25 protein-coding genes are annotated in these 25521 nt (G+C 63.9%); 11 read left to right on the top strand and 14 right to left on the bottom strand.

The genetic code is table 11. The annotated features are described in order from the left end of the window. Positions 1 to 59 precede the first annotated feature (59 nt). Entirely contained in the window at positions 60 to 1814 is a 1755-nt protein-coding gene (locus tag JOE60_RS13340) for an alpha-amylase family glycosyl hydrolase (protein ID WP_167263628.1), read from the top strand. Positions 1815 to 1818: 4 nt separating this feature from the next. Next, on the top strand, positions 1819 to 2772 hold the full coding sequence (locus JOE60_RS13335) for an aldo/keto reductase (protein WP_338112513.1): 954 nt from the start codon (positions 1819 to 1821) through the stop codon (positions 2770 to 2772). A 99-nt stretch (positions 2773 to 2871) separates the two neighbouring features. On the opposite strand, the gene JOE60_RS13330 is transcribed toward JOE60_RS13335, so the two are convergent. The 4 genes from JOE60_RS13330 to JOE60_RS13315 form a co-directional block, all read right to left on the bottom strand. Next, a complete protein-coding gene (locus tag JOE60_RS13330; RefSeq protein WP_167263627.1) occupies positions 2872 to 3804 on the bottom strand; it encodes a TauD/TfdA dioxygenase family protein in 933 nt (310 codons plus the stop codon). 66 nt (positions 3805 to 3870) lie between these two features. Continuing rightward, positions 3871 to 4791 carry an ABC transporter permease gene (locus JOE60_RS13325; protein WP_167263625.1) on the bottom strand — a complete coding sequence of 307 codons (921 nt, stop codon included), beginning with the start codon at positions 4789 to 4791 and terminating at the stop codon, positions 3871 to 3873. Continuing rightward, a complete protein-coding gene (locus JOE60_RS13320; RefSeq protein WP_167263623.1) occupies positions 4791 to 5681 on the bottom strand; it encodes an ABC transporter ATP-binding protein in 891 nt (296 codons plus the stop codon). Before JOE60_RS13320 ends, JOE60_RS13325 begins: the two co-directional genes overlap by 1 nt. A 3-nt stretch (positions 5682 to 5684) precedes the next feature. After that, a complete protein-coding gene (locus tag JOE60_RS13315; protein WP_167263621.1) occupies positions 5685 to 6725 on the bottom strand; it encodes an ABC transporter substrate-binding protein in 1041 nt (346 codons plus the stop codon). A 347-nt stretch (positions 6726 to 7072) separates the two neighbouring features. Between JOE60_RS13315 and JOE60_RS13310 the strand changes: the two genes are divergently transcribed. Genes JOE60_RS13310 through JOE60_RS13280 form a run of 7 tightly spaced genes read left to right on the top strand, consistent with a single transcriptional unit; the run spans position 7073 to position 12478 of the window. Further along, complete coding sequence (locus JOE60_RS13310) at positions 7073 to 7936, top strand: HpcH/HpaI aldolase/citrate lyase family protein (RefSeq protein WP_167263619.1); 864 nt, start codon at positions 7073 to 7075, stop codon at positions 7934 to 7936. Between the two features lie 2 nt (positions 7937 to 7938). Further along, on the top strand, positions 7939 to 8853 hold the full coding sequence (locus tag JOE60_RS13305; RefSeq protein WP_167263617.1) for a DUF2797 domain-containing protein: 915 nt from the start codon (positions 7939 to 7941) through the stop codon (positions 8851 to 8853). 23 nt (positions 8854 to 8876) lie between these two features. Continuing rightward, entirely contained in the window at positions 8877 to 9101 is a 225-nt protein-coding gene (locus JOE60_RS13300; RefSeq protein WP_167263615.1) for a DUF3188 domain-containing protein, read from the top strand. Between the two features lie 37 nt (positions 9102 to 9138). Then, entirely contained in the window at positions 9139 to 9588 is a 450-nt protein-coding gene (locus tag JOE60_RS13295) for an FAS1-like dehydratase domain-containing protein (RefSeq protein WP_167263613.1), read from the top strand. Positions 9589 to 9590: 2 nt separating this feature from the next. Beyond that, the gene (locus JOE60_RS13290; RefSeq protein WP_167263611.1) at positions 9591 to 10028 is read left to right on the top strand and encodes a MaoC family dehydratase; all 438 of its coding nucleotides are present in this window, start codon (positions 9591 to 9593) and stop codon (positions 10026 to 10028) included. Positions 10029 to 10069: 41 nt separating this feature from the next. Continuing rightward, positions 10070 to 11401, top strand: a complete 1332-nt coding sequence (locus JOE60_RS13285) for an MFS transporter (protein WP_167264187.1) — start codon at positions 10070 to 10072, stop codon at positions 11399 to 11401. A gap of 9 nt (positions 11402 to 11410) precedes the next feature. Further along, positions 11411 to 12478: a UDP-N-acetylmuramate dehydrogenase gene (locus JOE60_RS13280; protein ID WP_167263609.1), complete on the top strand. Its 1068-nt coding sequence runs from the start codon at positions 11411 to 11413 to the stop codon at positions 12476 to 12478. Between the two features lie 22 nt (positions 12479 to 12500). On the opposite strand, the gene JOE60_RS13275 is transcribed toward JOE60_RS13280, so the two are convergent. Continuing rightward, the gene (locus JOE60_RS13275; protein WP_167263608.1) at positions 12501 to 12980 is read right to left on the bottom strand and encodes a hypothetical protein; all 480 of its coding nucleotides are present in this window, start codon (positions 12978 to 12980) and stop codon (positions 12501 to 12503) included. An 85-nt stretch (positions 12981 to 13065) separates the two neighbouring features. On the opposite strand from JOE60_RS13275, the gene JOE60_RS13270 reads away from it, so the two are divergent. Together JOE60_RS13270 and JOE60_RS13265 are read left to right on the top strand one after the other, a co-directional pair. Continuing rightward, positions 13066 to 14217: a winged helix DNA-binding domain-containing protein gene (locus JOE60_RS13270; protein WP_167263606.1), complete on the top strand. Its 1152-nt coding sequence runs from the start codon at positions 13066 to 13068 to the stop codon at positions 14215 to 14217. A 302-nt stretch (positions 14218 to 14519) separates the two neighbouring features. After that, on the top strand, positions 14520 to 15557 hold the full coding sequence (locus JOE60_RS13265; RefSeq protein ID WP_167263604.1) for a type IV toxin-antitoxin system AbiEi family antitoxin domain-containing protein: 1038 nt from the start codon (positions 14520 to 14522) through the stop codon (positions 15555 to 15557). Here the strand turns inward: JOE60_RS13265 and asd are convergent. From asd to JOE60_RS13220, 9 genes are all read right to left on the bottom strand, one after another. Then, on the bottom strand, positions 15541 to 16695 hold the full coding sequence (gene asd, locus JOE60_RS13260) for an aspartate-semialdehyde dehydrogenase (protein WP_167263602.1): 1155 nt from the start codon (positions 16693 to 16695) through the stop codon (positions 15541 to 15543). The two genes, JOE60_RS13265 and asd, sit on opposite strands and share 17 nt — an antisense overlap. Before the next feature lie 45 nt (positions 16696 to 16740). Next, positions 16741 to 16950: an NF038396 family protein gene (locus tag JOE60_RS13255; RefSeq protein ID WP_167263600.1), complete on the bottom strand. Its 210-nt coding sequence runs from the start codon at positions 16948 to 16950 to the stop codon at positions 16741 to 16743. Positions 16951 to 16960: 10 nt separating this feature from the next. Further along, positions 16961 to 17560, bottom strand: coding sequence for a dihydrofolate reductase (locus JOE60_RS13250; protein ID WP_167263598.1), 600 nt, complete (start codon positions 17558 to 17560; stop codon positions 16961 to 16963). Then, positions 17557 to 18360, bottom strand: a complete 804-nt coding sequence (locus tag JOE60_RS13245; RefSeq protein WP_167263596.1) for a thymidylate synthase — start codon at positions 18358 to 18360, stop codon at positions 17557 to 17559. Before JOE60_RS13245 ends, JOE60_RS13250 begins: the two co-directional genes overlap by 4 nt. Further along, positions 18357 to 20045: a hypothetical protein gene (locus JOE60_RS13240; RefSeq protein WP_167263594.1), complete on the bottom strand. Its 1689-nt coding sequence runs from the start codon at positions 20043 to 20045 to the stop codon at positions 18357 to 18359. Before JOE60_RS13240 ends, JOE60_RS13245 begins: the two co-directional genes overlap by 4 nt. A gap of 81 nt (positions 20046 to 20126) precedes the next feature. Beyond that, positions 20127 to 21095 (bottom strand): NUDIX hydrolase, encoded by a 969-nt coding sequence (locus JOE60_RS13235; RefSeq protein ID WP_167263592.1) that lies wholly within the window; start codon positions 21093 to 21095, stop codon positions 20127 to 20129. A 9-nt stretch (positions 21096 to 21104) separates the two neighbouring features. Further along, a complete protein-coding gene (locus JOE60_RS13230; RefSeq protein ID WP_167263590.1) occupies positions 21105 to 23354 on the bottom strand; it encodes an RNA degradosome polyphosphate kinase in 2250 nt (749 codons plus the stop codon). A gap of 104 nt (positions 23355 to 23458) precedes the next feature. After that, positions 23459 to 24424 carry a mycothiol synthase gene (gene mshD / locus JOE60_RS13225; protein WP_167263588.1) on the bottom strand — a complete coding sequence of 322 codons (966 nt, stop codon included), beginning with the start codon at positions 24422 to 24424 and terminating at the stop codon, positions 23459 to 23461. A 291-nt stretch (positions 24425 to 24715) separates the two neighbouring features. Then, positions 24716 to 25414: a winged helix-turn-helix transcriptional regulator gene (locus JOE60_RS13220; RefSeq protein WP_167263586.1), complete on the bottom strand. Its 699-nt coding sequence runs from the start codon at positions 25412 to 25414 to the stop codon at positions 24716 to 24718. Positions 25415 to 25521: the final 107 nt, after the last annotated feature.

Here is a 25521-nt window from a genome sequence, read left to right as displayed (position 1 = left end):
CTCCGGCCGTTTCATACTGGACCGGAACATAAATTTAGATTCTAAATCAAAGGAGTTTCGTGAGTACCCCCACTACGCAGGCACATCGTACCGACGCTGAGCGCATGGCAGACCCCAACTGGTGGCGCCAGGCAGCTGTCTACCAGATCTACCCGCGCAGCTTCCATGACGCCAACGGCGACGGCCTCGGCGACATCAAGGGCATCACTGCCAAGGTTCCTTACCTCAAGGAACTGGGGATCGACGCCGTCTGGCTGAGCCCGTTCTACCCGTCGGCGCTGGCGGACGGCGGCTACGACGTCGATGACTACCGCAACGTGGATCCGAAGCTCGGCACGTTGGAGGACTTTGACGAGATGGCGGCAGCACTGCACGCCGCTGGCATCAAAATCGTGGCGGACATCGTTCCCAATCACTCGTCAGACCGCCACGAGTGGTTCAAGGAAGCGCTGGCATCGCCCAAGGGTTCTGCTGCCCGTGAGCGCTACATCTTCCGCGATGGCCGTGGCGAGAACGGCGAATTGCCGCCGTCGGACTGGGATTCTGTTTTCGGTGGCCCCATCTGGGAGCGCATCACCGAACCGGACGGCACGCCGGGGCAGTGGTACATGCACATCTTCGCCAAGGAGCAGCCGGACTTCAACTGGGAGAACCCGGAGATCCGCGAGGACTTCCTGAAGACTCTGCGTTTCTGGTCGGACCGGGGCGTTGACGGCTTCCGCATCGATGTTGCCCACGGCATGGCGAAAGATCTTTCCGAGCCGATGCCCATGAAGGCGGACCTTGCGGCCAAGGCGCACGGGACCGACGGCTTCACTGACGGCTCGCACCCGTTCTGGGATCGCGACGAAGTCCACGAGGTCTACGCTGAGTGGCGCAAGCTGTTCAACGAGTACACGCCGCCCCGTACCGCGGTAGCGGAAGCGTGGGTCCACGAGTCACGCCGTGCCCGTTACGCCAGTCCGGAAGGCCTCGGCCAGGCCTTCAACTTCGACCTTCTGCAGTCCGACTTTGATGCTGCCTCGTTCCGGAAGATCATCACGGACAACCTGGCGGCGGCCCAGGAATCCGGAGCGTCCTCCACCTGGGTTTTCTCCAATCACGACGTCGTCCGTCACGCCACCCGCTACGGCCTGCCCAAGGGCGGTTCCGTGGCTCAGGGAACCAACGCAGCCCAGGATCTCACCGGTGGGGAACCCAAGGGCCAGGACGGCAAGGGCTGGTTGCTGGCAGGCGCGCCTGCGGATGAGCTCAACGTCGAACTCGGCTTGCGCAGGGCACGCGCCGCGTCCTTGCTGCTGCTGGCGTTGCCCGGCTCGGCGTACCTGTACCAGGGCGAAGAGCTCGGGTTGCAGGAAGTCACCGATATCCCCGACTCGGAGCGCCAGGACCCCTCCTTCTTCCGGAACAAGGGCGTTGAGATCGGCCGCGACGGTTGCCGTGTACCGCTGCCGTGGACACCGGACGGTACCTCCTTCGGTTTCGGATCCGGCAACGCCCACCTGCCCCAACCGGAGTGGTTCGCCAACTACGCAGTCTCCACGCAGGAAGGCGTCAAAGGTTCAACCCTGGAGCTCTACCGGGAAGCCTTGAGGCTGCGCAGCGAGCTGCAGACCGCCGAGGAACTTCATTGGGTGGAGACCGGCAACCCGGATGTGCTGCACTTCAGCCGCCCCGGCGGCTGGCACACGCTGACGAACTTCGGCAGCGAGCCCGTGGCTCTGCCCGAAGGCGACGTCCTGGTGGCCAGCGGCCCGTTGGAGGACGGCAAGCTGCCTTCTGACACCACGGTGTGGATCCTGGACAAGGCCTGACCGCGTGACTGCTGCGAACGGGCGGGGACGCCTCATTTACGGCTGCATGGGCCTGGGTGGGCCGTGGGACGGAACGTCCTATGGATCCGCTGACATCGATCAGGCAGCTGCGGCGATTGACGCCGCACAGGACATCGGCATTGAGTTGTTCGACCACGCGGATATCTACCGCAGTGGGAAGTCCGAGGCCGTCTTTGGTGAAGTCCTCGCCCGTTCGCAGGGTTTGCGCGACAAAATCCAGCTGCAGACCAAGTGCGGGATCAGGCTGGGGGAGCGGGGGCTCGAAACGCACTACGACCTCAGTAAGGCCGCCATTCTTGAACGGGTCAACCAAAGCCTGGCAAGGCTCCGGACCGATTACGTGGATGTGCTCCTCCTGCACCGCCCCGATCCCTTGATGGACCCACGCGAGGTGGCGGCCGCCGTCGGGCAGTTAATGGCGGAAGGCAAGGTGCGGCAACTGGGTGTGTCCAATATGTCCGGTGCGCAGATCGCCTACCTGCAGGATGAGCTGGAGACACCCATCGTGGCGAACCAGCTGGAAATGAGCTTGCTGCGGCGGGACTGGCTGGAAAGCACAGTGCTTGTCAACAACGCGGAGGGGCTGGATCACAGTTTCCCGCACGGAACGTTGGAGCACTGCATGGGCCGGGGGATTGAACTGCAGGCTTACGGGTCCTTGGCACAAGGCAGGTACACGGGAGCCGACACGCAAGATCCTGCCGATGAAGCTGCCGCGGAGATGCTCGCGGGGCTTGCCGCCGAGAAGAACACAACTCCCGAGGCGGTGCTGCTGGGCTGGCTCATGAACCATCCGGCCCGCATCTCTCCCGTGGTGGGAACCACCAACCCCGCCCGCATCCGGGCCTGCGCCGATGCCGCAACCGTGGCGGAGGGCATGACCCGGGCTGAATGGTATGGCCTGTGGACGGCCGCCCGCGGGCACAACCTCCCCTGACACTTAACCCAACTGAGTCGCAGTTGTGCGCGATATGAGGACTCAAAACGCGCTTAACTGCGACTCAGTTGGGTGCGGACAGCAACACATGGGGGGCGCCTACGAGTCGAGGCCCACAGGAGCCACCACGGAGTACGTGCTCGAATCACCCTGGATCGCCTGGCTGGCCTTGCCCTCAATACCCACTGGAATGTCGCCGGCAATGGTCACCCGGTTGAGCTTGCGGGGCTGGCCGTCGTAGTTGTCCGGGGCGTAATGCTGCGTGATGCGGTTATCGAACAGGACCACCTGGTTGGGCTCCCAGTTCACGCGGACCACATTCTCCGGGCGCGTCACGTACGCCTGCAGCAGACGGATGATGTCCTTCGATTCGGTGTTGGACAAACCCACAATCCGAAGCCGCTGCGCGAAGCCCCCAATAAACAATCCGCGCTCGCCGGTCAGCGGGTGGACCCGGACCACGGGGTGTGCGGTTTCGAACTTCAGGCGGGTGAACTCCTTGCGGCGTTCCTCAGCATTGCTGTGTTCCAGGTTCTTTGGCACCGAGTAGTCGTAGTCGTTGGTGTGGATGGCCCACAGGTTGTCCGCGAAGGTGCGAAGCTCCTCCGGAAGGTCCTGGTACGCACCGGCCGAGGAAGCAATCAACGTCTCGCCACCGTAGGCAGGAAGATCGATGCTGCGCAGGGTGGATGCCTGCGGCGGGTTGACCACAAACGTGACGTCCGTGTGCCAGTTGTTGGCCGAACCGTTTTCGCTGTCAACGGGCAGGACGTTCTCCTCACCTTCCACCGAGGCAACCGTTGGATGGGCCTTGGTGAGTGGGCCAAAGTGCGAGGCAAACTTCACCTGCGCTTCATCGGTGAGGATGTTGGCCTCACGGAACACCAGGGCCTTGTGCTGGTTGAGCGCAGCCCGGATCTGGGCCACTGTCACGGGATCGAGGTCTCCGCTGATATCCAGTCCGCGTATTTCAGCCCCGATGCGGGAGCCGAGCTTGGCGAACTGGAGCTTGGTTTCGGTAATGACGGTCATTGCTTTTCCTTACTTTGTGGATGCTTGCGGCGGTTGCCGCGGGGGTGGTTCAGGCCGCGGACTGGTTCAGGACGCGGTGGCGCCGACGGCGGTCCGCCAGCGCGAGAAATGCCGCTCCAGGGCCACCAGTGCGAAGTTCACGCCGAGCCCCAACAAGGACACCGTGAGGATGCCCGCGTACATATCGGGGATGAGGAAACTGCTCTGTGCGTTGACGATCAGGTACCCCAGACCGGCTTTCGCTCCTACCATTTCCGCGGCGATCAGCACCAGGATGGACGCGGTGCCGGCCATGCGGATGCCGGTGAAGATGGTGGGTACTGCCGAGGGGAGTATCACCTTTTGGAAGAGCCGGAAGCTGTTCAGCCCCAAGGACCGCGCGGCCCGGATGAGCAAAGGGTCCACCGTTTTCACCCCGGCGATGGTGTTCAGCAGCACCGGGAAGAACGCAGCGTAGGCAACAATGCTGATCTTGGATTCTTCGCCGATGCCCAGCAACAGCGTGAACACCGGCAACAGGGCCAGTGCGGCGGTGTTGCGGAACAGTTCCAGCAACGGATTCAGCACTGAGTTCAGGCGCCCGTACCAGGCAATCAACAGGCCCAGCGAAACCCCCGCCACCAGCGCGGCTCCGAACCCGGCCACCGATCTGGTGAGGCTGGCTGCAATGTGGCTCTGGATGGTCCCGGAGTCGAAGAGCTTGGCCCATGCCAGCAGCACTTCGTGCAGCGGTGGTAGGAACACCCTGGTGGACGGGCTGGCCAGATAGGTGGGGCCGAATTCCCACACCGCAAGGAAGGCCAGGATCGCGGCTGACTTCCACAGCACCGCGCCCGCTGCTGAGGTGAGCCGACGCGCGGCGGCCAGTGCCGTCGTCGTGCCCGCCTCCGGTGCCGGCTGGGCAAGGGAAGGTTCGACGGCGGCACCTGGCCGGGGTGCCGATCCCGCCGTGGCTGGTGCCTGGCCGTGGGTGAGTGTGCTGGTCATCAGGCCGCGCTCTTTTCTGCAGCGATGGCTGCGGGTTCGTCGGGGGCGCTTCCGTCCGGGAGGATCTTGCGGTGCCCGGCATACTGGGCTTTGCGGACCTCGTCATGCAGGAGCGTCCACACCTGGTGGCGGTGTTCAACGAAGGCCGGGTTGGAGCGAATGTCCTGGTCTCCGTCACGGTCCGGGATGGCGATGTCCACGATCTCCTTGAGCCTGCCCGGGCGTGCACTCAGCACGGCCACCCGCTGGCCCAGGTACACGGCTTCATCGATGCCGTGGGTGATGAACACAATGGTCTTGCCGGTGGCTTTCCAGATCCGCAGGAGCTCGTCCTGGAGTTGCTCCCGGGTCTGGGCATCCAGGGCCGCAAAAGGTTCATCCATCAGCAGCACATCCGGTTGGTAGGCCAAACTCCGGGCGATCGCCACGCGCTGCTTCATGCCGCCGGACAGCTCGTGGGGGTAGCGGTCCTCAAAGCCGGCCAGGCCCACCAGTGCCAGGTACTCCTTGGCTTTCGCGGCCCGTTCGCGGCGGTTCAGCTTTTTGCCGTCCTGGCCGACCCCCTCAAGCCCGATCGAGACATTGGCCGAAGCCGTCCGCCACGGGAACAGCGCGTACTGCTGGAACACCACGGCACGGTCCTTGCCCGGCCCGGTCACCGGTGTGCCATCCACCAATACTTCGCCGGAGGTGGGGGCTGAGAGCCCGGCAAGCAGGTCCAGCAGTGTGGTCTTACCCGAGCCGCTTGGCCCCACCAGGGTGAGGAATTCGCCGTCGTGGACATCCAGGTTGAGTGAGTCAATGGCCGTCAACCGGCCAGCGGGGGAGGTTTTAGTGGCCCGGACCGTGAACTGCTTGGTCACGTTGCGGAGGCTGATCTTCGCTGTCATGGCTCATCCCTTCTTTTCAACCGCGGCAGGTTCGGCCAGGTCGTTGAATTGGTTGGTGTAGTACTTGGCCGGCGTGAGCTTGCCCTTGACGATCCCGGACGAGTTGAGCCACGACTCCCAGCGCGTGAAGTCCTGGTCCTTGATCACGCCGTTGTCCGGAACCCCGGTGCTCTTCCAGAACTTCAGGTTGGCTGTGCTCTCGTTGCGGCCCCGGCTTTCGATGATTTTGGTGTACCGGGCAATCACCTCGTCGCGGGGCGTTTCGGTGGCCCACTTGATCGCCTTGGCCACTCCCGTGGTGAAGGTGCGCGTGGTAGTGGGGTTCTTTTCAATGAAGTCGTTGCGGAGCACGATCTGACCGCCGGCGAAGGTGCCAAACAGTTCACCATCGCTGAAGAGGGAGCGGAGTCCTCCCGCTTCGATGGCCCGGTCCTGCAGCACTCCGCCCAGGGTTCCGGCGTCAACCTGTCCGCGCCGGATGGCTTCTTCAGTGTCGTTCGGCGCCAGCGGTACCAGTTGGACCTGCTTGATGTCGTCTTGGCTCAGGCCGTTCTTGGTGAGCCAGGTGTTGATCACGGCTTCATGGTGTGCGCCCAGGGTGTTGACGGCAATCTTCTTGCCAATCAGGTCCCGTGGCTCCTTGATGGGACTGTCCGCCTTCACGTAGTAGCCGCTGAAGGTCTTCTCATCCGAGCCGTAGTAGTTGACCACCGCCTTGACCGGAGCCCCGGCTTCGATGAGTTTCACCACCGCTCCGGAGAAAGCCCCGCCCGCGTCCGTCTGGTTGGTGGCCGCGGATTGGATGTCCTGGGGGCCGCTGGTGGTGTTGCCCACCCAGTTCAGTTTTACGTCACCCAGATATCCCAGATCCGCAGCCAGTTCGGGGAAAGTGACGTTGTTGGCTGAGCCCTGGTACCGGATCTCCTTGACCTCGTTGCCGGGTTGATTGGCCTGGCCGGCCTCGGCAGCGCCGCCGCAGCCGCTCACCGTCAGCGCTAGTACGACGGCGGTCGCGACGCTCAGCAGGGGCAGGTGCAGTTTCATGGGAGCTACTTTCGATGAGTTGGAGGATGTGCGCCGGTGAACGGCTTGGGAACGATGAAAGCCCATTGCGTGCACCCAGGGGAAGCGCGCCGGTAACCCCCGGAAACGATCGGAAACAGCACGAAACACGGGGAAATCCGGGGCCTCTCCCGGCAATCCGGGGACACAAGACGCTGCGTTGAGCCGTGTGAACCACAGCGGCAGGCGGGGTGCCTTTGACTGGCGGGGACCGCCGTCGGGCTTCATACTGACGAACCCCACAGTCATATGGGGTTTAGTTCGTATTGATCCTCACAACCGGGCGGAATTCTTCGCCCTCCGGCCCACTGGCCGGATACGGTAGATACATGACGTCAAGCATCGCCGCCGAGTCAGTTCGGCCCACCCGCAACATTCCCGCAGACATTGCCCGTTCCTGGCTCCTTGTTAATGCCATGAAAACGGAGCTCTTTGATGAATCTGCGGGTTCGCGGGCGGACGCCATCATCCTTGACATCGAAGACGCCGTGGACCCGTCCCAGAAGGACGCGGCCCGGGAGAACGTTGTTAACTGGCTGACCGCCGGTGGCCAGGCCTGGGTCCGCATCAACGATGCCATCAGCCCCTTCTGGGCCGACGACCTCGCAGGCTTGCGCGGTACCCCGGGTCTCCTGGGCGTCATGCTCGCGAAGACCGAGTCCGCGGACCAGGTGACCGAGTCCTACCACCGCATGGACGGCAAGACCCCCGTGGTGGCATTGGTTGAGTCCGCACTGGGCATCGAGGAAGCCAACCACATTGCACGCGCCCAGGGTGCGTTCCGCCTGGCCTTTGGTTCCGGCGATTTCCGTCGCGACACCGGCATGGCCGCCACCCCCGAAGCCATGGCGTACCCGCGGGCCAAACTGGTGGTAGCCAGCCGCGTAGGCAATCTTCCGGGCCCCATTGATGGACCCACCGTGGGCACCAACCACCCCATCCTGCGCGAACAGACCGGCATCACCGTCACCATGGGCATGACCGGCAAGCTGTGCCTGGCCATTGACCAGACCACGGTGATCAACGAGGTCATCAGCCCCACGCCGTCCGACGTCGCCTGGGCCACGGACTTCATGAACGATTTCGAAGCCAACGGCCGGGTCATCCGGGACGGATCCGACCTCCCGCGCCTGGGACGTGCAGAGAAGATCATGAAGCTTGCCGTGGCATTCGGAGTCCAGCCTTCCCTGTAAGGATGCTGGTTCACGGGGTCGTTTGGGACTCCTCCTCCCCGTCGTTGCGGCTTTTGCCGGCCGACGGGATCTTTGAAGACATCACGTTGGCCCGGGGCTCCGCCCTGGGCCTGCGTGTTGATCCGGGTTTGTGGTGCCTCGGCCACACCAAGGTCCACGGCCCGGGGAACCGCACCCACGTCCCCTGCCGCAGCGCTTCTCCCGCCGAGCGCGGCAAACAGTGCGGCGCCTGTTTCGCGAAGGACGATTCGCGGCTGATGCACGACTTCCACCGCGGCGGTTCCGTGCCTGCCGGCCTCCGGGCATACCTCATGCAAGCCCACTGGCTGTATGTGGCCACGTTTGCCCACGGCGTCAGCAAGGTGGGCACGGCCTCCGGTCCGCGCAAATGGAACCGGCTGGCCGAGCAAGGAGCAGTCCATGCTTCCTACGTGGCCCTTGCCGAGGACGGACGCGTGGTCCGTTTGCTCGAAGACCTGGTGACGCAGGACCTCGGTTTGGTCCAGCAAGTCCGTTCCGCTGCCAAGGTGGCGTCGCTGGTGCAGCCGCGTCCCGCCGTCGAACTGTCGCAACTGAACCTCGAGCACGCCGGACGGGTCCGGGACTTGCTCGGTGGCTTGGCCATGGGTGGTTACACGGTGGTGGAGGAGGTGTGGGAGCGGCCGGCGCTGGCCCATGCTGTTTGTGCCTCGGGCACGGGTTCGCGGCATCCTTACCCTGCGACGTTCGACGGCGGCGGGCACGGACTGCAGATCGACTCACTGTCCGGTTCCATCGCCTTGGCGTCGTTGCCGGATGCAGCGGGCAACCCGGTGGATGGCAGTTTCGTGGCTGACCTCGGCGCGCTCAAGGGCCGCAGGATCGAGTTCGGTGCCCACACTACGGAGATCCCGGCATTGCAGGACTCATTGTTCTAAATCCCAGCCGGTAGACTTGGACGGTGCTGAACGACTTCTGGGCTACCGCTCCTACCTCCTACAAAGTGCTGGTTTTCGGCGCCATGGGCCTCATTGCCGTGGGAATCATCCTTTCCATTGTTGGCAATACCTCCGGCAACCAGGGCCTCGCCATGGCTTCCTTGCCGCTGATCGGCATCGGGTTGTTGATGCACGTGGCCGGGCTGGTGGTCCGGGGACAGAAAATCCGGAAGAGCTACAAGAAGTAACATCCATCCCGTGCCCGTGGGCCGCTAGGGTTGGAGCATGAGTATCAATCCGGATTTGCAGGGGCGCAGCTACCCTGCCGCAGAGGTGTACGACGTTGGCCGTGAAAAGATTCGCGAATTCGCCACGGCCGTGAAAGCCACCAACCCAGCCCACTTTGATGTGGAAGCAGCCAAGGCCCAGGGCCACAGCGACCTCGTGGCGCCTCCCACGTTCGCCATCATTGTTGCCCAGCGTGCGGATGCCCAGCTGGTGGAGGATCCCGAGTCCGGCATCGACTTCTCCCGCGTGGTCCACGCCGACCAGCGGTTTACGCACCACCGCGCCATCGTTGCCGGTGACCGCCTGGTGGCAGAGCTCCATGTTGACGGTGTCCGGGCCATGGGCGGCGGCGCCATGATCACCACCCGTTCGGAGATTTCCACCGAGGCAGGCGAAAAGGTCGCCACCACCACCTCATCCATCCTGGTCCGCGGAGAGGGACAGTAACCATGAGCCCCACCTTCGAAGAACTGACAGTCGGCCAGGAAATCGGCGCCCGCAGCATTGACGTCACCCGGCAGGATCTGGTGAAGTACGCGGGAGCATCCGGCGATTTCAACCCCATCCACTGGAACGAGGCGTTCGCCACGTCCGTGGAACTGCCGGGAGTCATCGCACACGGCATGTTCACCATGGGCGCGGCAGTGCAACTGGTGAGCGACTGGGCAGGCGACCCCGCAGCCGTCGTCGATTACCAGACCCGCTTCACCAAACCGGTGCTGGTCACGGACACCACCGGGACCCCGGACGCTGGTGCCGTCATTGACGTGACCGGCGTAGTGGGAGCCCTCGACGCCGAAGCCCGTACGGCACGCATTGACCTCACGGTGATGGCCGGTGGCCTCAAGGTACTCATGAAGTCCCAAGCCGTAGTGAAGGTCTCTTGAGTCAACAGAACGATTCCCTGCGGCGCGCCACTGCGACTGAAATGTCCCGGTGGCGCGTCGCTGTTTTGGCCTCTTACGGCGCCAGCGGCATTGCCTTCGCCACCTGGGTGTCCCGCTTGCCGGCCATCCGCGACGGGCTGGACCTGACGCCGGGCGGCATCGGGCTCCTGCTGATGTGCATGACCGTTGCTTCCTTCATCTCCATTTCTGCCTCCGGACTTATCGTGCTGCGCTTGGGGCCGCGGCTGACCAGCTGGATTGGCAGTTGCATGGTGGGCGCCGGACTGGTGACCATCGGCTTTGGTGCCTCCGTTGCTGCCAGCCCTCCGGTGGTGGCCACGGGCCTGGTGGTCCTGGGCTTGGGAACCGCCAGCTGGAACACGGCTTCCAACGTTGAAGGTGCAGCACTGGAACGTGCCATGGAGCGGCACATCATGCCTCATCTGCACGGCTCCTTCAGCCTGGGTACCGTGGCCGCAGCGGGCTTCGGTGCCTGGGCAGCGGCCATCCATCTCCCCGTGGTGTGGCATTTCCTGATGGCGGGAGTGGTGGTTGCCGGAGCGGTGGTGACTGCAGGCTTTTTCTTCCGTGCTGAGAAGACCACGACGCCGGCAAGCACCTTCCGTCCGGAGGAAACCGATACGTTCCGCGACCCTTCCACCGGTCCGCTTCCGGTCATTGCACCCGGGTCAACGGGACGCGGGGACTCGACGACAGCTGCCTCTGACAGTGTTAAGCCGGATGCCGAGCCGCTGCATAACAAGCCGTTGGACAACAAGCGGCTGGTGGCCATGGCCTGGCGGGACCGCCGCACCCTGCTCATCGGCGTCCTGGTACTGGGGCTGGCCTTGGCCGAAGGCGCAGCGGGGGACTGGGTGGCACTTGCCCTTGCCGATGGCTACGGCCAGACCGACGCCGCGGGCGCTGTGGGCTATGGGCTGTTCGTTTCCTTCATGACCATCGGCCGCTTTGCCGGGACGGCCATCCTGGACCGGTTCGGCAGGGTGGTGGTGATGCGCTGGTGCTCAGCCACCGCCGTCGTTGGCCTTGCGCTGTTTGTCTTTGCGCCCGTGCCGTGGCTGGCCTTTGTGGCCTTGGCTTTGTGGGGGCTTGGTGCCTCCCTGGGCTTCCCCGTGGGCATGTCCGCGGCGGCCGATGACCCCGTGCATGCGGCTGCGAGGGTTTCGGTGGTGTCCACCATCGGCTACGGTGCCTTCCTCTGTGGACCTCCCTTGCTGGGCCTCCTTGCTGAGCACTTCGGCATCCTGCATTCGCTCCTTGCGCCTTTGGTCATGCTGGTGGTCAGTTTCTTCCTGGCACCACTGTCAGGAAAAACGGGCTCCGGGTCCTTGGAGCCCAGCCACTCCCGCTAGGCTTGATGGGTGACCCAGACGCTGCTCTCCGAATTGACCACAGCCGCAGTCGGCGGCCCCGCGCAGAACTACGTGGAGGCGCGCACCGAAGCCCAGATCATCGACGCCGTCCGGTCGGCCGACGCTGCAGGCAGCAAACTCCTGATCATCGGCGGCGGCTCCAACCTGCTGATTTCCGACCATGGCTACGACGGCACGGTCCTGAGGATCGCCTCCGAGGGTTTCACAGTGAACTCCGAGGACAGCTGCGGGGGCGTTTCCGTGGTGGTCCAGGCCGGCCACAACTGGGATGCCCTGGTGGAACATGCGGTGCTGCACGCCTGGTCCGGGATAGAGGCGTTGTCCGGAATTCCCGGTTCCACAGGGGCCACCCCCGTGCAGAACGTAGGCGCCTACGGATCCGACGTCTCGCAAACCATTGCTGCCGTGCGCACCTGGGACCGCCAACGGAACGCCGTGCAGACCTTCACCAACTCCGAGCTCAAGTTCGGGTACCGTGACTCCATCCTGAAACAGACCACCGTGGACGGGTCCCCCCGGTACGTGGTGTTGACGGTGGAGTTCCAATTGCTGCTGGGCAGGATGAGCGCTCCCATCCGGTACGGGGAGCTCGCGAAGGTGTTGGGCGTCGAGGCAGGCAAGCGGGCCTACTCAAACGATGTCCGGCGCGAAGTCCTGCGGTTGCGTGCCTCCAAGGGAATGGTCTTGGACGCTTCAGACCGCGACACGTACTCCACTGGTTCGTTCTTCACCAACCCCATCGTGTCCCGGGAACTGGCAGCGACCCTTCCGGAGAACGCGCCCCAATACCCCGCGGGATCGGACGGGCACGTGAAGCTCTCCGCAGCGTGGCTGATTGATCAGGCAGGGTTCGGCAAGGGCTACGGCCTGGAGGCGGACAGCGTTTCCGGTGGCCGGGCATCCTTGTCCACCAAGCACACCCTGGCCATCACCAACCGCGGATCAGCGTCGGCGGCTGACATGGTGGCTGTAGCGCGTCAGGTGAGGGCCGGCGTCGTCGAACGCTTTGGCATTGAACTGCACCCCGAGCCCTTGCTGATCGGGCTCTCGCTCTAGCAGGCTGCCGGTACGGCAGAAGTCAGCGGGTGCGCCGTTCAGCGATGGGCAGGACTTTGTTGAGCAGCAGGAACGTCAGCCCGCAGCTGACGGAGCCCAACAGGAAGATCTGGCTGAATGCGATGCTCTGCGGCGATGGGCCGCTGGGCATGAACAAGCCCGCGGCAGCAAAACCAACCAGGCCCAGGAGAAGCACGATGGAGCCCAGGAGGAAACTGCGGACCTGGGCCGCGGCAGCAGGATAGAACCAGGGTTCAGGGGCGTCGTCATCCCGGTCCGAGACCGGTTGGGTGGCTGCTGCGGTGCCGATCAGGAGGGCAGCGGCAGCGGTGGCCACCAGGCTGACGGTCTGAATGGCCTGCATGGACGGCGAGAGGCTGACACCCGTTCCCACAGCCACGATGAGGCCAGCACCGAGACCAAAGAAGGTGCAGAACCAGCCGGCGGTAGCCAACCACCGGCTCATCGGCCGCACAAACGGAGCCAGGTCACCAAAGAGCATGAAGCAATCTTAGGATCTGGTTCTGGGCGGTGGCTGGGAGCGGCGGAAAGGTTCCCTGTATCCCGTTCCGCTTCTAGGATGAAGCATGGCCCGCGCTCCCATCACACCCCGGCATATGGGCCGTTTGCGGCTGGTCAGCCAAGGCCTGCTGGGTGGTGGCTTTCCCGGCATTCCCGGGGCCGTCCGCTGGATGACAGCCATGCAGGCACAGGATTTGGGGATGGCATTGTGGGCGGTGGGGCAGCGTGTGCCCGGAACCGCGGCCTCGGACGTCCGGGCTGCCCTGGACGCCGGAACTGTGGTGAGATCTTGGCCCATGCGTGGCACCCTGCACTTGGTGGCGCCGGAGGATCTACGGTGGATCCTCGCGCTGACCAGCCCCCGACTGCAGAGGACGCTGACAGGCCGGCACCGGGAACTTTCCATCACCGCAGATGACATCAGCCACTGCCGGGACCTTGCCGTGAAGGCGTGCCACGGCCTCCATGCCCAACGCGGAACCGAGGGACTGCCCGGGGCAAGCCGCGAGGAATTGTTCCAGGCATTCGAAGAGGCCGGCCAGGCTACCGGCGCGCAGCGGGGGATCCACCTGCTGGCATGCCTGTGCCAGGAAGCATCCCTGGTTCAGGGTCCCATGGCAGCGTCGGCAGTTCTGACGGCGGGCGGCCGGGCCGGCGTCCAGCAGCTCTTCGTACCTTTCGACGAATGGATTCCAACATCGCGTGATCTTGCACGTGAGGAGGGGATCGCAGAGCTCCTGTTCCGCTACTTCAGGAGCCATGGTCCAGCCACCATCAAGGACTTCTGTTGGTGGAGCCAGATACCCCTGAAGGAAGCCCGCGCAGCCTTCGCGACCGTACAGGACACCCTGGTTGAGCTTCCTTTCGGGGGCACCAGTTACTGGTTGTCGCCGGAGGTGGCGGACATGCTCGACGGCGGACTGCCCGGCTCCCGCTCGTTGCTGGCCCTCCCCGGGTTCGACGAATACCTGTTGGGGTACCAGGACAGGAGCCTGGTCCTTGCTCCCGAGTACGCCGGCCTTGTGGTGCCCGGAAACAATGGGGTTTTCAAGCGCATCATTGTGGCTGGCGGCGAAGTGGTGGGCACGTGGGCCCGGACCGGCTCCGGCAAGGCCATTGCCGCGGTCCCCGAACCCTTCGCCGGCCCGCTGGGGCCCGCCGCAGAGCGCTCGTTCCAAGCGCAGGGCAGGGCCTATGTGGAGTTCATGGCAGGCTGATCCTGGTTACGCGCCTGGTTCCTGCGCCCGCTCCTGCGCCCTGCTCCTGTTCCGTGGGTTCCCCGCAGCTTCGTCGGTGCCCCGCTTTCCCGTTGCTGCCCCGCGACGGATTTGCGGGCCCGCAACGTGCTGGCCTGCTCCACCCTTGCGGGCCCGCAACGTGTTTGCCTGCTCCACCCTTGCGGGCCCCCAACGTGCTGGCCCAACGTTGGTGTCCCGCGATGGGTGCTGATCCCGGCAGTTCTCCACATAGGGCATTCGGCACATGGCGGGGGCCGCACCGGGGCCCACATGATGGAGCCATGAAACCGCAAAAGCTTGACGACCTGATCACCCGGAACTGGCCCAACACTTTGGTGGCTTCCACAGTGGACCTGGAAATTCGGGGGATCTCGGACAGGGTCCTGACGTCGGGTGTGCGCTCCGGGAAACTGGTCCGGTTGAGACGCGGCATTTACGTTCGGTCCTGGGAGTGGCGGAGACAGAGCCCGTGGGACCAGGATTTGGTGAGGATCCAGGCCCATCAGATGGGGACGCTCACGGCCAGTGTGTACAGCCATGCCAGTGCAGCACGCTTGCACGCCTGCTCTCCGTGGAGTGTGGATTCCCTGGTCCACCTCACAACCCCGTTTTCGCCGGCACAGGCCAGTTCGGGAGGGGACGTGGTGGCGCATGGAAGTCCGCTGGATCCCGTGGAGGTGACCGAGGTGACGGCGCCCTGGCGCAACCCGCTCAGAGTCACGTCGCTTGAACGCACTGTTGTGGACTGTGCCAGGCTGCTGGACTTTGAACGTGCCCTGGTCATCGCTGATCAGGCTGCCCGCAAGGGGGCGGATTTCACAGTGATGAGGAACTACGTGGACAGCGGGCGGATCATCAGGGGCAGCCGACGAGTCACCCGGGTGTTGGACGCTGCCGATCCCCTCGCGGAATCCGTGGGCGAGACCCGGACACGTGTGCTGCTGAACAAGCTGGGCATCACCGACGCGGTGTCGCAGCTTGAAGTGGACACTCCCGTGGGCCGGTGCAGGGGCGACTTCGGCTGGCCCGGATCGTCGGTGATCCTGGAATTTGATGGCCGGGCCAAGTACTTTGACTACGCCCCCACGGAGGAGGTCATTTACCAGGAGCGGCGCAGGGAGAAGGCACTAAAGGCCATGGGCTGGGAGGTGGTGCGCATCGAATGGGAGGACCTCGGCCGCCCGTGGGAAGTGGAACGTCAACTCCGCGCAGCCCTCAACCGCGAAAAACGTCGAAGACCCGCTGTTGCGTTGCGGGACAGCAACGAAACAGCGGGTCAACGAAGACTTATGTCAGCAGCTCCTAGAGCTTGCCCGTGACAATGTTCAGCATGCGGCGCAGAGGCTCAGCAGCACCCCAGAGGAGTTGGTCGCCAACGGTGAAGGCGCTGATGTACTCCGGGCCCATTTCGAGCTTGCGGATACGGCCCACCGGAATGTCCAGGGTTCCGGACGCGGCAACAGGCGTCAGGTCCGCCATGGAGGCTTCCTTGGTATTGGGGACAACCTTGGCCCACTGGTTGTCCTTGGCCAGGAGGTTTTCAATCTCCGTGACGGAAAGATCCTCGCGCAGCTTCAACGTCAAGGCCTGGGAGTGGGACCTCATGGCTCCAATGCGGACGCACAGGCCATCCATGGCGATGTGGTCCTTGCCCTCGGTGCCGTTGCCGGTACCGAGGATCTTGTTGGTTTCCACGCCGGCCTTCCACTCTTCCTTGGATTGGCCGTTGCCCAGATCAGCATCGATCCAAGGAATCAGGGACCCGGCCAAAGGTACGCCGAACTGGGTTGCGTCAACGCCGTTGCGCTGGGCGGAAAGGACTTTGTGGTCGATTTCCAGGATGGCGGAGGCAGGATCATCGAGTTCGCTGCTGACCTCGTTATTGAGGGTGCCGAACTGGTTGAGGAGCTCCCGCATGTGGCGTGCGCCGCCACCGGAGGCAGCTTGGTACGTCATGGACGTACCCCACTCCACGAGGTTGTTCTTGAAGAGTCCGCCGAGGCCCATCAACATACAGGAAACCGTGCAGTTGCCGCCGATGAAGTCCTTCACGCCACCCGAAAGCCCGGCGTCAATCACGTCCCGGTTGATGGGGTCCAGCACAATGATGGAGTCATCGTTCATGCGGAGGGTGGAAGCGGCATCGATCCAGAGGCCATCCCACCCGCGGTTGCGGAGTTCTCCGTGGACCTGCTTGGTGTAGTCACCACCCTGGGCGGTGACAATAATGGGCAGCTTGGCAAGCGTCTCAATGTCGAACGCATCCTCGAGCTTGCCGGGATCGCCGGCGGCAGAGCTCAGGAAGGAGGGGGCGGAACCTCCTGCGTTCGAGGTGGAGAAAAATACCGGGTTGATGTTGGCGAAGTCATTCTCTTCCTGCATGCGCTGCATCAGGACGGAACCGACCATGCCACGCCAACCGACCAGTCCAACGGACGGATTAGCTGCTGTAGTCATTGGACAAGTCTAGACTTTCAGCCCGAACAACCGCTGTTGGTTACGTCACGGACCTTCGAGCAGGAGGGCCTTGCGTTTGCGCAGTGCGAAGAAGGAACCAAACGTGAACACCTGCGTGACCACTACCAGGACAATGATGCCGGCGATTTTGTTGCCCCCCAGGATCATGGTGAGGCCCACGATCGCTGAGATCAGCGCGAAGAGCGGGAGCAGCATGTAGCCCAGCACAAAGAGGATTTCGGGTTTTTTGAACATGCGGTGCTTCCTAGCTTTCGGTCCGGCGCCACGTGGTGAACCGGTATTGTGTGCCGTTTTTCGCGGTGAGCCAGCCCTCGGCCGGCGCCACACTGTCAAAGGTCCATTCGGCGCCCAGTTCCGGAGCGAAGGTGTCACCGTCAAACTCGCCGTCAATGATGGTCACCACGGCAAGCGTGGCAACGTCCATGGACTGCTTGAAGATTTCAGCCCCGCCGATGATCCAGACTTTCTGGCCGCCCGGAGCAAATTGCGATTCAAGGAGGGCAGCATCCAAGGAGGACACGACGACGGCGCCCGCGGCCTCGGGCGTAGAAGCCCACTCCGCGTTCCTGGTCACCACAATGTTGGTGCGGCCAGGCAGCGGCCGGTACTTTTCCGGGAACGACTCCCAGGTTTTGCGGCCCATGATCACGGGATGCCCGTTGGTGAGCTGGCTGAAGTGCTTGAGGTCCTCGGGCAGGTGCCAAGGCATGGTGCCGTCGTTGCCGATCACGCCGGATGTGGTCTGCGCCCACACCATGCCGATCCCGGTCATGCGTGCAGCAGTTTCCTGGGTGAAGATGACGCCGGGCAGTTGCCCGTCGTTGCCGGGGGTGGGCGTGCTCATACGGCGATCGGTGCCTTGATGGTGGGGTGGTGGCGGTAATCCACAACCTCAAAGTCATCAAGGGAGTAGTCGAAGATGGAATCGGGCTTGCGCAGGATCTTCAGCTGCGGGTACTCAAAGGGCTCCCGGCTGAGTTGTTCAGCAACCTGCTCCACGTGATTGTCATAGACGTGGACGTCCCCGCCGGTCCAAATGAACTCGCCGGGTTCCAGGCCGAGCTGCTGCGCCACCATGAGCGTGAGCAGTGCGTAGGACGCGATGTTGAAGGGCACTCCCAGGAAAGTGTCCGCCGAGCGCTGGTACAGCTGGCAGGACAGCTTGCCGTCTGCAACGTAGAACTGGAAGAAAGCATGGCACGGCGGCAGGGCCATGTCCTTGAGTTCGGAGACGTTCCAGGCGGAGACAATGTGCCGGCGCGAATCCGGGTTGGCCGCCAACCCTTTCATGACCTCGGCGATCTGGTCGATGTGACCGCCGTCGGGCGTGGGCCAACTGCGCCACTGCACACCGTACACGGGACCGAGTTCGCCGTCGGCGTCTGCCCATTCATCCCAAATGGTGACACCCTGATCCTGCATCCACTTGACGTTGGAGTCGCCGCGCAGGAACCACAACAGTTCCACGGCCACGGATTTGAAGTGGACCCGCTTGGTGGTGATCAGCGGAAAACTGCTGCCAAGGTCGAACCTCAGTTGACGGCCAAAAACACTCCGCGTTCCTGTTCCGGTTCGGTCGGCTTTGTGTGCGCCGTTGTCCATGACATCGCGCAGGAGGTCTTCATAGGGGGTGGGGATGCTCACGGGTCAAGCTTACTTTGCCCGGAAGCCGTGCCCGTCATGGGAGCGTGTCCTGGGGCATCGGCTTCGTCCGCCGTGTGGGGCCGGTTCCCGCGGGGGATGGTGCGCAGCAGGCTCCGCACCGGCACAATAGCGGTGATCACGGCGATGACGGCCAAAACCATGCCGGCCGTGACGGCTGGATGGGGACCCACAGGGAACGTTCCGGGCGAAATGGGAAAGAAGCCGTCCCAGGACTCGGGGGAGGTCATCAACAGCACCCCCGCTTGGCCAAGGCAGTAGGCGCTGAGGGTCCTGACAATCCTGTACATGGAGATGGCCTTGAGCGCAGCGTCCAGTCCGGCCTCGCCGGCCCCTTCCGGGATACCACGACGGCGGCGCACGGCGAAGATTGCCAAGGTACCGACAGCAGCTGCCGCCACGGTGGTCCCGGCGGCCCACGGCCATGTGGTCGGCTTGAATGGCTGTGCCGGGTCCTGTCCTGCCGCCACGAATACGATGACTGCGAGCAGCATGTACGCGCTGGCCATGGCATAAATGAACAATCCGCGGGAGACGGCCCGGACAGGCCACACCGCGGGAGCACCGTCACGGCCGTAGTTCCGGCCCAGCAGCACCTCTCCGCCTGCGATGCCCGCGAGGAGCAGGACTGCAACCAATCCAACGGCGATGGGAAGCATCCACATGTTGGCTGGCTGCGTCAGTGCGTACATCGTCCCGAGCCCGCCCACTGCCGCGAGCCCGCCCAGCGCGCCAAGACCCACGCCCATATTGACGCTGAGCCGGGCTGCCCCGTGAGTGCCTTGGTCGGCAAGGAGTCCCCGCGCACTGGTGGCCTGGCGTGCTTGGAGGAGCGATGGGAACACCGGCACCGGCCACCAGAGCATGGCCAGGAGGACCACCATGTTGACCGCACCCAAAGCGTTGAACCATGAGGGTTGCCAGGAAGGTCCAGGTTCGGGCAGCACGGCGAAGTTTCCGGCAATGGTGGCAAGACCCGCTGCGATGGTGGCAACTGTGCGCAGCAGCCGGTTGGCGGAGATGCGATGAAGCTGTTGGTTGTCGGCGTCGTCGAGCGTTTCCAGCGGACGCCGTTTGGCAATCAGCAGCAGCACCAGCATGGTGCCGAGGGCCAGCAGCAGCAGCGCCGCGGCCAACCACAGGGCGAGCTCATATCCAGGGATGCGGCCGTTCTGTCCCTGGATCAGGGTGCCGGTATACGACTCGGGACGAAACGCGGGAGCAGGTGCATAAGCAGGAAGCCAGGCGATCCACGCGATGGCCGCCGCGGAGTAGGCAAACACTGCACCCACCGTCCACGCCAGTTTGCGGGGCAGGAGGTCGCGGATGCCGGGGGAGACGTACCCACTGTTCTTTGACCGGTTCTTACCGCGGGGGTAGCTCAGCTGGCCCAAGGCATGGACTGCCAAGCATGCCGCCACGGGCCATCCGAGTGCCTGGAACAGTTGATCGGGCGTTGCGGGGTAGTTGTTCAGCATCGGATCGGGCGACAGGAGGCCGGCGGACATCGCCCCCTGCAGGGAGCTGGCCATCCATCCCACGATTCCCACCCACAGTCCGTGCGAGGCCACTGCGTTCGGGTCCGGCCTTGACCAGACCTGAACGCGGAAAATCAGGTAGACAACCACCGCGCCGATGACTGGCCCCAGGAAAAAGAAAGCCGGCAAACCATACACAACAAGACCCCCCAAAGTCTTTGAACGAATCTCCTACCCTTCGCCACGGAGGGTGGGGAGTCAAGTCACGGCCTAATCTTCGAAGGGCTTGACCTGTTCCACGGAAACGATTTTCCGCTCTGAACCCCTGGCCACCTGGCACACAATGACCTCGCCGGGGGACAGGTACGGATCCGCGGTGGGAAGCAGTGCCCGCAAGGACTGCGGCATGTGTTGACCCAGTTGCTTCAACGCCGTCGGCAGCGCGGGCCGGTGCGTGCAGACGGCGATGGGAACCTGCTTGTCGAAGAGATTTTCGACGGCGGCCGCGGTCTTCTTGGGGGACCGCTGGTGATGGTGCTCCGTGAGGGCCTCCACCAGCTTCACCTTTGCCCCGGTTGCCTTGGCGTAGGGGGCTATGGTGGCAACGCATCGAACCCAGGGGCTGCTGACCACGCGCTGTGGCTTCCAGACCTCCAGCAAGCGTTGGACAGCCACAGCTTGGCGTTGGCCTGTGGCTGCCAGCGGACGGTCGCCCTCGGCTTTGGTCCAGGACGACCGCGGTTTGGCTTTGGCGTGGCGGATCACAAGGAGCGGCCACGTGTCCAGCTCACCGCGGATATGCGCTTTTTCCAGTGACTCCAGTGGCTTGACGTCCGAAGGGTTGCTCAGGAATGCGGCTGCACGGTCCGGCGTGCACCACATGACGCTGTCCACTTCCTTGCCGTCAGGCCGTAACTGCGCTCCGTTAACCTTAACGGCCCAGTACCTGACCACTTTGAGCCCGGCTGCCACATGGTAGTGGATGGGTGGCAGCGGAATGCCGAGCGGTGCCTGGAGACCTATCTCTTCCCACACTTCACGGGCGGCACATTCGGGAACTGTTTCGCCGGCGTCGAGTTTTCCTTTCGGCCACGACCAATCGTCGTACCGGGGCCGATGAATCAGGAGAACCTCAAGGGTGCCCTTGTTGACCCGCCAGGGGATGGCACCGGCGGCAACAACAGCCACCGGCTCGCCTGGGTGATCCGTCTGGTCAGCCACGGGGGTATCGCTGTTCAAGTGTTTCCTCTACCGCCGTGCCTGCGCCCGCTGGCGTGACCGGGACTCCAGCAGCCATGACTGCATATCCAGCAGCGCCTGTCCCTCCGCATCCAGGTGGTGCCGGGTCCAGTGCCCCTGGTTGTCCAGGTGCCAGCTGGCGGTCCCGTCATCAACGTAGCGTCGCATCAGGTCCATGACCGTTGACGTGTCTTCCTTGCTGGCCAGCTGCACCAGTGCCTCCACGCGGCGGTCAAGGTTGCGGTGCATCATGTCGGCGGAGCCGATGTACACCACGGGGTCGCCGCCGTTGCCGAAAGCGAAGACGCGGGAGTGTTCAAGGAAGCGGCCAAGGACGGAACGCACTGTGATGTTGTCGCTGAGACCGGGGACTCCGGGGCGCAGCGAGCAGATGCCGCGAACCACAACATCCACCTTCACACCTGCCTGGGACGCGCGGTACAGGGCATCAATGATTGCCTCGTCCACCATGGAGTTCACTTTGATCTGGACCAAGCCGGGAACGCCTGCCCGTGCGTTCCGGATCTCGGTTTCAATCCGTTCCATCAGGCCTGCACGGACTGAGCGGGGTGCCACCAGCAGCCGCTTGAACGTGGACTTCGGGGCATAACCGGAAAGCTGGTTGAACAGCTTGGACAGGTCCTCGCCCACTTGTTCATTGGCGGTCAGCAGGCCAAGGTCCTCGTAATAACGGGCCGTGCGGGGGTGGTAGTTTCCAGTGCCAATGTGGCAGTAGCGCCGGAGGCCGTCCACTTCCTGGCGCACCACCAAGGAAAGCTTGCAGTGGGTTTTGAGCCCAACAATGCCGTACACCACGTGTACGCCGGCCTGCTCCAGCTTGCGGGCCCAGGAGATGTTGGCCTGCTCGTCAAAGCGGGCCTTGATTTCCACCAGGGCCAGTACCTGCTTGCCGGCCTCCGCAGCGTCGATCAGTGCATCCACAATGGGCGAGTCGCCGGACGTGCGGTACAGGGTCTGCTTGATGGCCTGCACCTTGGGGTCAGCTGCGGCCTGCTCGAGGAACGCCTGGACCGAGGTGGAGAACGAGTCGTACGGGTGGTGCAGAAGGATGTCCCGGCGGCGCATGGCCGCGAAGACGTTGGCCGCCTTGGAGGTCTCGGACTCGTTGAGGTACCGGGACGTGTGGGGCACATGCTTGGGGTAGTGGAGGTCGGCGCGGTCAATTCCGCTGATCGCGGAGAGCCCGCGAAGATCCAGGGGTGCTGGAACGGAGTAGACCTCGGACTCTTCGACGCCCAGCTCGCGGATCAGCAGGGCCTTGATGTTCGGGTTGATGTCCGTGGTGACTTCCAACCGGACCGGAGGCCCGAAGCGGCGGCGCAGCAGTTCCTTTTCAAGGGCCTGCAGGAGGTTCTCGGCGTCGTCTTCTTCAACTTCAAGGTCCTCGTTGCGGGTGACCCGGAAGGTGTGGTGCTCCAGTACTTCCATTCCCGGGAAGAGCTTGTCCAAGTGCACCGCAATGACTTCTTCCAGCGCGATGAACCGGGCAACACGGCCGGGTATGGCACCTGCACGGGGGCCGTCCACGGAGATGAGCCGGGGGAGCTGGTCCGGGACCTTCACACGGGCAAAGAGTTCTTTGTCGCTGATGGGGTTGCTGACAATGACGGCGAGGTTAAGGGACAACCCGGAAATGTAGGGGAACGGGTGGGCCGGATCCACCGCCAGCGGCGTCAGGATGGGGAAGACCTTCTCCTGGAACATGACGCTGATGCGGTGGCGCGCGTCCTCATCAAGTTCATCCCAGTGCATGATGTGGATGTGCTCGTAGGCCAACGCCGGGCGGATCTGCTCCGCGAAGACGCGGGCGTGCCGTTCCTGCAGCTTGTGTGCTTCTTCGCCGATCTGTTCCAGCACCTCGATGGGGCTGAGGCCGGCCGGGGACGGGACGGCGAGCCCTGTGGCGATGCGGCGCTTGAGCCCTGCCACGCGGACCATGAAGAACTCGTCCAGGTTCGAGGCAAAGATGCTGAGGAAGGTGACGCGTTCCAGCAGGTACAGGTCAGGATCCTCGGCGAGCTCCAGAACCCGCGAGTTGAAGGCCAGCCAGCTCAGTTCACGGTCCAGGAAACGGTCCGGGGAGATGTCGCCTTCGGGCTCCAGGCTTGGCGCGAACTCGGGAATGTCGATGCGGTCCTGGGTGGCACGTGATGCCGGAACTTCCGATGATCCAAACCGAGGGGGGAGCGTGGCGCCCTTCGAGGTGGATCCGGCGGCGCCTGCGGGGTCCGGCTGCATGGGCTACTCCTAAGCTCAGGACGGGGTTTCCTCCCACATTACAAGCAAAATCGCGGCCCGAATCCAAGATGTCTCCGGCTTTCCGTTCTGCAGGCCGCGAGGGGTCAGTTTTTGGCTGCCGGCGCGTACATCACATCGGTGTCCCAGCGGACAAAACCGAGCTTTTGGTACAGCGCCACTGCTGCCTCGTTGTCGGCATCCACGTAGAGCATGACGGCGTGCAGGCCCTGGTCCTGCAGATAGGAAATTCCGGCAACGGTGAGGGCCTTCCCCAGTCCCATGCCCTGCGCGGCTGGGGTCACTCCCACCACGTAGACCTCGCCGATCGCCGGGTGTTCGCCGTGGCCGGCATGGACTTTGGTCCAGTGGAATCCCAGCAACGCGTTATCGGCGTTGACGGCCAGAAGGAAGCCCTGCGGATCGAACCACTCTTCTGCCTGCCGCGCTTGAAGGTCGGCCAGTGTCATGGCGCCCTGCTCGGGATGGTGGGAGAAAGCCGCCCGGTTTGCTTCCAGCCATGCTTGCTCGTCCTGGCCCGGCACGAAGGCGCGGAGCGCCACGCCGTCCGGCAGCCCGGCGTCGGGCAGGGCGGGCGAGGAAGTCATCAGGCGCATCTTCCACAATTCCCGGACCGGTGCGTACCCAAAGCGGGCGGCCAGATCAGCGGCGGCTTCATGGTTGCCGTGCGACCATGCACTCAGCCCCTGCAGGCTCCGTTTCTCCTGCAACGCGGCCAATAAGCGGCCGGCCACGCCACGGTTGCGGTAACTGGGGTGGACGGCCAGTTCCAGGACACCCCCACCGTCCGGATCGTCCACGACGACGGCGACGCCCGCCAGGTCTTCGGCGGTGGCCGGATCTGAATCCTCATCCGGAGCGTACAAGGCCAGCGTCAGGACGGAGTGCCCGCCGGTGCCGCGCAGCGTTACCAGCGTCTGTTCCGAGAACGGGGGATTGCCGTCCGACTCTGCCGCGGCGTAGGCCAGGGCCTTGACGTCGCGGAGAAGTGCTCCGTCCAAGCCGCCATCGATGATCAGTACAGGCCAGTTTTCCGGATGTGCGTGACTCATGAAGCAAGGCTATACGTCCGGGGCAAGCCCCTCACGCCAGGAGCGGCCACTTCGATTTGATGTCCTTGGGGAACAGGGGTAATGTCGTGATCTCGTTCGGCGTTGCAGCAGGATCGCAACAGCGGACACGAGGGGGATCCACCAGTGGGGTGGCCTCGATACGTTCGACCCGTATGTCCTCCACCACATAATGGAGAAAGGCCGGAATCCACAGGGATTCCGGCCTTTCTTGTCTGCTGATGCGATCCATGGCCGCGCGGGTCATGAGGCAGCCCAGCGTGCGTGGACCCCTCAGGCCTCCGAGAGCTCGTCGTCGGGAAGCCTGACCAGCGTCAGCCGGTAGCCGACGTTCCGCACCGTGCTGATCAGGTTTTCGTGGTCAACCCCGAGCTTGGCCCTGAGGCGCCGGATGTGGACGTCCACTGTGCGGGTGCCACCGTAGTAGTCGTATCCCCACACTTCGGTCAACAGTTGCTGGCGCGTGAACACGCGGCCAGGGTGCTGGGCCAGGTACTTCAGGAGCTCGAACTCCTTGAACGTCAGGTTCAGCGGTTGCCCGCTGACCCGGGCGGTGTAGCTGGCCTCGTCAATCACGACGCCGGCCGCCCGGATTTCGGTCTGGGTTTCCTCTTCGCCGGGGACCGCACGCGCCATGGCAAGCCGGATACGGGCTTCCACCTCTGCGGGCCCGGCCGAGTCCAGAACGATGTCATCAACTGCCCAAGCGGAGGACACGGCCGCCATGCCGCCCTCCGTCAGGATCAGCATGAGGGGTGCGCTGAGGCCGGTGGCCTTCAACAGTTGGGTCAGGGAGCGTGCCCCCACCAAATCCTTGCGGGCATCCAGGAAGACGATGTCGGTGGGATCGGTCTCCAGCAAAGCCGTGGGTTCTGCCGGGAGGATGTGGACGCGGTGGTTCAACAATTCCAAGGCAGGCAGAATGTCAACTGATGAACCGTTGCTGTTCGTCAGGAGCAGGATGTGCGACATAGTTCCTCCAATGGGCTGTACGCGCATCATCGGGCGTCGAAACCGGAGTCTCACCGGCCGGTCACAACACACCCGAAGCCCGTGTCCGTTGTGACGGAGTGAGGGCG

Origin of the sequence: Paenarthrobacter ilicis, from assembly GCF_016907545.1 — a bacterium.
In the GTDB taxonomy this organism is placed as follows: Bacteria; Actinomycetota; Actinomycetes; order Actinomycetales; family Micrococcaceae; genus Arthrobacter; species Arthrobacter ilicis.
Note: the sequence above shows the minus strand (reverse complement) of the source record. Positions and strands in the feature narration are given on the sequence as shown.

Excerpts from the sequence above, each read along its gene's own strand:
- mshD (WP_167263588.1), bottom strand. The coding sequence starts at position 24,424 with ATGAGTCACGCACATCCGGAAAACTGGCCTGTACTGATCATCGATGGC.
- JOE60_RS13290 (WP_167263611.1), top strand. The coding sequence starts at position 9,591 with ATGAGCCCCACCTTCGAAGAACTGACAGTCGGCCAGGAAATCGGCGCC.
- JOE60_RS13265 (WP_167263604.1), top strand. The coding sequence starts at position 14,520 with ATGAAACCGCAAAAGCTTGACGACCTGATCACCCGGAACTGGCCCAAC.
- JOE60_RS13310 (WP_167263619.1), top strand. The coding sequence starts at position 7,073 with ATGACGTCAAGCATCGCCGCCGAGTCAGTTCGGCCCACCCGCAACATT.
- JOE60_RS13220 (WP_167263586.1), bottom strand. The coding sequence starts at position 25,414 with ATGTCGCACATCCTGCTCCTGACGAACAGCAACGGTTCATCAGTTGAC.
- JOE60_RS13325 (WP_167263625.1), bottom strand. The coding sequence starts at position 4,791 with ATGACCAGCACACTCACCCACGGCCAGGCACCAGCCACGGCGGGATCG.
- JOE60_RS13330 (WP_167263627.1), bottom strand. The coding sequence starts at position 3,804 with ATGACCGTCATTACCGAAACCAAGCTCCAGTTCGCCAAGCTCGGCTCC.
- JOE60_RS13285 (WP_167264187.1), top strand. The coding sequence starts at position 10,070 with ATGTCCCGGTGGCGCGTCGCTGTTTTGGCCTCTTACGGCGCCAGCGGC.
- JOE60_RS13295 (WP_167263613.1), top strand. The coding sequence starts at position 9,139 with ATGAGTATCAATCCGGATTTGCAGGGGCGCAGCTACCCTGCCGCAGAG.
- JOE60_RS13230 (WP_167263590.1), bottom strand. The coding sequence starts at position 23,354 with ATGCAGCCGGACCCCGCAGGCGCCGCCGGATCCACCTCGAAGGGCGCC.
- JOE60_RS13305 (WP_167263617.1), top strand. The coding sequence starts at position 7,939 with ATGCTGGTTCACGGGGTCGTTTGGGACTCCTCCTCCCCGTCGTTGCGG.
- JOE60_RS13270 (WP_167263606.1), top strand. The coding sequence starts at position 13,066 with ATGGCCCGCGCTCCCATCACACCCCGGCATATGGGCCGTTTGCGGCTG.
- asd (WP_167263602.1), bottom strand. The coding sequence starts at position 16,695 with ATGACTACAGCAGCTAATCCGTCCGTTGGACTGGTCGGTTGGCGTGGC.
- JOE60_RS13315 (WP_167263621.1), bottom strand. The coding sequence starts at position 6,725 with ATGAAACTGCACCTGCCCCTGCTGAGCGTCGCGACCGCCGTCGTACTA.
- JOE60_RS13255 (WP_167263600.1), bottom strand. The coding sequence starts at position 16,950 with ATGTTCAAAAAACCCGAAATCCTCTTTGTGCTGGGCTACATGCTGCTC.
- JOE60_RS13250 (WP_167263598.1), bottom strand. The coding sequence starts at position 17,560 with ATGAGCACGCCCACCCCCGGCAACGACGGGCAACTGCCCGGCGTCATC.
- JOE60_RS13320 (WP_167263623.1), bottom strand. The coding sequence starts at position 5,681 with ATGACAGCGAAGATCAGCCTCCGCAACGTGACCAAGCAGTTCACGGTC.
- JOE60_RS13275 (WP_167263608.1), bottom strand. The coding sequence starts at position 12,980 with ATGCTCTTTGGTGACCTGGCTCCGTTTGTGCGGCCGATGAGCCGGTGG.